This is a genomic window from Streptococcus sp. NLN64 (assembly GCF_015831295.1).
GTDB lineage: Bacteria > Bacillota > Bacilli > Lactobacillales > Streptococcaceae > Streptococcus.
Genome location: NZ_JADXDQ010000089.1, coordinates 1 through 3,540 on the forward strand (window position 1 = coordinate 1; position 3,540 = coordinate 3,540).

The following is a 3,540-nucleotide window of genomic DNA, read 5'->3' on the forward strand; positions in this document are numbered from 1 at the left end:
TCATCCAGTTTTAGTTACAGGCTCGGCAAAGCCCTAATAAACTTACGGATTTGTATTGCTCATCTTTATTATATACCTAAACTAATTTTCCGTCATGAGTTAGCAGGCGAAGCCTGCTTGGAGTTTTGGTTGAAAAAAGAGGCTGGACTAGATAGTACCAACCTCTGCAAATAAATGATATACTCTTTTAGTTTGTCTTTTATTACTGTGTTAGCTCGTCTTGCCGTACTTTAGTACTGCCTGCGACTCGCTGCCTTGTACTAAAAGCAAACTAAAAGACTATACTCATTACATTTCAAAATCTGAATGTGTTAATCCTCTTCGCCGAACCCTCAGTTCTGTCTTCATCGGATTGCCTTTTCAGATTTCGAACTATTTCGAGTATTATTTGTCCAGTCCCAACAAAAGAATCACTCTGCTGTTTGACTCATCTCCACTAATTGAGCATCCTTTTTAATATCTTCTGGGATACGAATCCCAAGTTCTTGAGCGACTTGGGTATTAAGGACTGGTTTCCCTTGAGAGAAAAATTCAACTGGAATGTCCCCTGGTTTTTCTCCCTTGAGAACACGAGCTGTCATTTTTCCAGTAGCTCGACCAAGTTCAAATTGATCCACTACAACCGAAGCTAGTCCACCCGCTTCAACCATTGCGCCTGCACTTGGATAGAGAGGGAGTTTAGCTGATTGGTTTGCGGCTACAACCGTGGAGAAGGCTGAGGCGATGGTGTTATCAATTGGAACCCAAATGGCATCGACTTTACTGGTTAAAACTCCAACAGCTTGATTGAGCTCATTGGTCGAGGGAACAGCCTGTTCCACGACTTCTAAACCTGCTTTTTCAGCAGCTTCTTTAAACTCCGCAACTTGCGACTTAGAATTGTCTTCGCCACTAGAGTAGAGGGCTCCAACTTTTTTTACATTTGGTGTTAGCTCCTTTATGAGAGCCACCTGTTGGACTGCTGGGTTTTGGTCTGAAACCCCTGTCACTAGGCCACCTGGATGTTCTGGATCTTCTACTAATTTAGCACCAACTGGATCCGAAACAGCTCCCATGATAATTGGCAAATCTTTACTCGCATTGGCCAAGGATTGGACCGCCGGTGTCGCAATTCCCAAGAGAACCTGATTTCCTCCCTCAATCAATTGTTGGCTCATCAAGGTCAGTTTACTCTGGTCAGCTTGGCCGTTGAGAAATTGGATATCCAACTTCTCCTCTCCATAGCCTTCTTCCTCCAATCCAGCCTGAATTCCTTGGTAAATTTCGTCCAAGGAAGGGTGGCTAACAAATTGAAGAACTCCCAATTTTGCCTTGGCAGCTTGGCTCTGACCTGTAGAGGAGAACCATCCTAGTTCTTGCCCTACTCCTACTCCGAGGAGTACAAAAAAGGCCAACAAGGTCGTCAATAAGGCTTTATTTTTCATAGATTCTCCTTCTCATATCCGTTAAACATAGACTTACACATCTCAAAAATAAGTAACATTCATTCGAAGTGCAAGCAGCATCAATTACTCCCAGTTTATGCAAGAATAACGCAAAAGTCAAGTCAGAGTTTTTTCTATTGGCACTTTTTTTGCTATAATCAAAAGACTAGAATCAAGGAGGTTCCTATGTCTTTTGACGGATTTTTTCTCCACCATATGAGACAAGAATTAGCAACTCAATTAATTGGCGGACGTATTCAAAAAATTAATCAACCCTTTGTCCAAGAGCTTATACTCCAAATCCGGTCCCAGGGTAAGAACCATCGCCTACTGATTTCGGTCCATCCGACAATGAACCGAATTCAACTCACCCAGCAGACCTTTGAAAACCCAAGCAACCCTTCTACCTTTATCATGGTGCTCCGTAAGCATCTGCAAGGGGCCATTATCCAAGATATCCAACAAGTTGAAAACGATCGAGTTCTCCGAATCACCACTCAAAATAAAGATGAGATTGGAGACAGTCAAGCGGCCATCTTGCAAATTGAGCTCATGGGAAAACACAGCAATATCTTATTAATGGACCAATCCCAGAACAAAATTTTAGAAGCTATTAAACACGTTGGCTTTGGTCAAAACTCCTATAGAACCATCCTCCCTGGCGCTCAGGCAATTCAACCCCCAGCAGATGAGCGGGCCAATCCATTTACCATTGAGGACCAAGAACTCTTCGCCTTTTTACAGACTACTGACCTCAAGTCTAAGACCCTACAAGGTCAATTTCAAGGATTGGGGCGGGACACCGCACAAGCTCTAGAAAGTCTGTTGGAGGATTCTCCTTCGACCCGTCTCGATGCTTTCCGCCATTTCTTTCAGACTCCAAGTCAGGGACGCTTGACAACCAAATCCTTCTCCCCAATTCCCTTTCCAGACTCTTTAGACCAGTCCTTCTCCTCCTTATCTGAAACCTTGGATTTCTTTTTTGCCGAAAAAGCCGAAAAAGATCGGGTTCAACAACAGGCTGGCGAACTTATTCGTCGGGTGGATTCAGAATTGAAAAAGACTCTGGACAAATTGGAAAAATTGGAAAAGGAATTGGCAGACACCGATAAGGCGGAATCCTATCGCCAAAAAGGAGAGCTCTTGACCACCTATCTCAGTCAAGTCCCAAATGACCAAGATCAAGTAACCTTGCACAACTACTATACCGACGAGCCAATCACTATTACCTTGGACAAAGCCCTAACGCCTAATCAAAATGCCCAACGCTACTTCAAGCGCTATCAGAAATTTAAGGAAGCCATTCGCCATCTCAACCAACAAATTGAAGAGAGCCAAGAATGGGCCAACTACCTGGAAGGAGTCCAATTTTTACTCGGTGAAGCACGACTGGAAGACATCCCCGAACTGCGGGAAGAGCTAGTAACTGCTGGCCTCTTCAAACGAAGTCGTCAAGATAAACGTGCTCGCCGGCAAAAGCCGGAAGCTTACTTGGCTAGTGATCAGGAAACCCTGATTTTGGTTGGTCGCAACAACCTGCAAAATGATGAACTGACCTTCAAACTGGCTAAGAAAGACCAATTCTGGTTCCACGCCAAGGACATCCCTGGCAGCCACGTGGTCATCACCAATAACACAGACCCATCCGATGAAGTTAAGACAGATGCTGCCGAACTAGCAGCTTATTATTCTAAGGCTCGCCATTCCAACCTAATCCAAGTCGACATGCTGCCGGTTAAAAAACTTCACAAACCCAAAGGTGGCCGCCCAGGTTTTGTCACCTATACCGGACAAACCACCCTTCGCGTCACTCCAGATCCTGAAAAAATTGAATCCATGCGTCAAGCAGCGAAAAAAGGTTGACCTTCGGGCCCAATGTCATTAAGTTAAGGCCTAGAATTTAGAATAAGACCACATTTGAAAGCTCATAATTACATCAGACTTTCAAATGTGGTCTTTTTGTGCACGCCAAATAAAGGTTTTTGTGATCTTTTTTAAAAATTATGATACTCTATAGGTGAAACTTACTACTGATTGATTTTTCAGTCGCCTTTCAAACGTCCGACCTGGACGAATGATTGATAAATGTCTTTCTATGTAAGTTTTCAACTTAGAA

2 protein-coding genes are annotated in these 3,540 nt (G+C 43.6%); one reads left to right on the top strand and one right to left on the bottom strand.

Features of this window, described 5'->3' with window-relative positions; all coding sequences use genetic code 11:
• Positions 1 to 410: 410 nt before the first annotated feature.
• The gene (trpX, locus tag I2503_RS09070; RefSeq protein WP_196967743.1) at positions 411 to 1,424 is read right to left on the bottom strand and encodes a tryptophan ABC transporter substrate-binding protein; all 1,014 of its coding nucleotides are present in this window, start codon (positions 1,422 to 1,424) and stop codon (positions 411 to 413) included.
• Between the two features lie 186 nt (positions 1,425 to 1,610).
• Between trpX and I2503_RS09075 the strand changes: the two genes are divergently transcribed.
• Positions 1,611 to 3,287: an NFACT RNA binding domain-containing protein gene (locus tag I2503_RS09075; RefSeq protein WP_196967744.1), complete on the top strand. Its 1,677-nt coding sequence runs from the start codon at positions 1,611 to 1,613 to the stop codon at positions 3,285 to 3,287.
• Positions 3,288 to 3,540: the final 253 nt, after the last annotated feature.

Bases quoted from the DNA above. Each gene is read 5' to 3' on its own strand.
- trpX (WP_196967743.1), bottom strand. From the start codon at position 1,424: ATGAAAAATAAAGCCTTATTGACGACCTTGTTGGCCTTTTTTGTACTC.
- I2503_RS09075 (WP_196967744.1), top strand. From the start codon at position 1,611: ATGTCTTTTGACGGATTTTTTCTCCACCATATGAGACAAGAATTAGCA.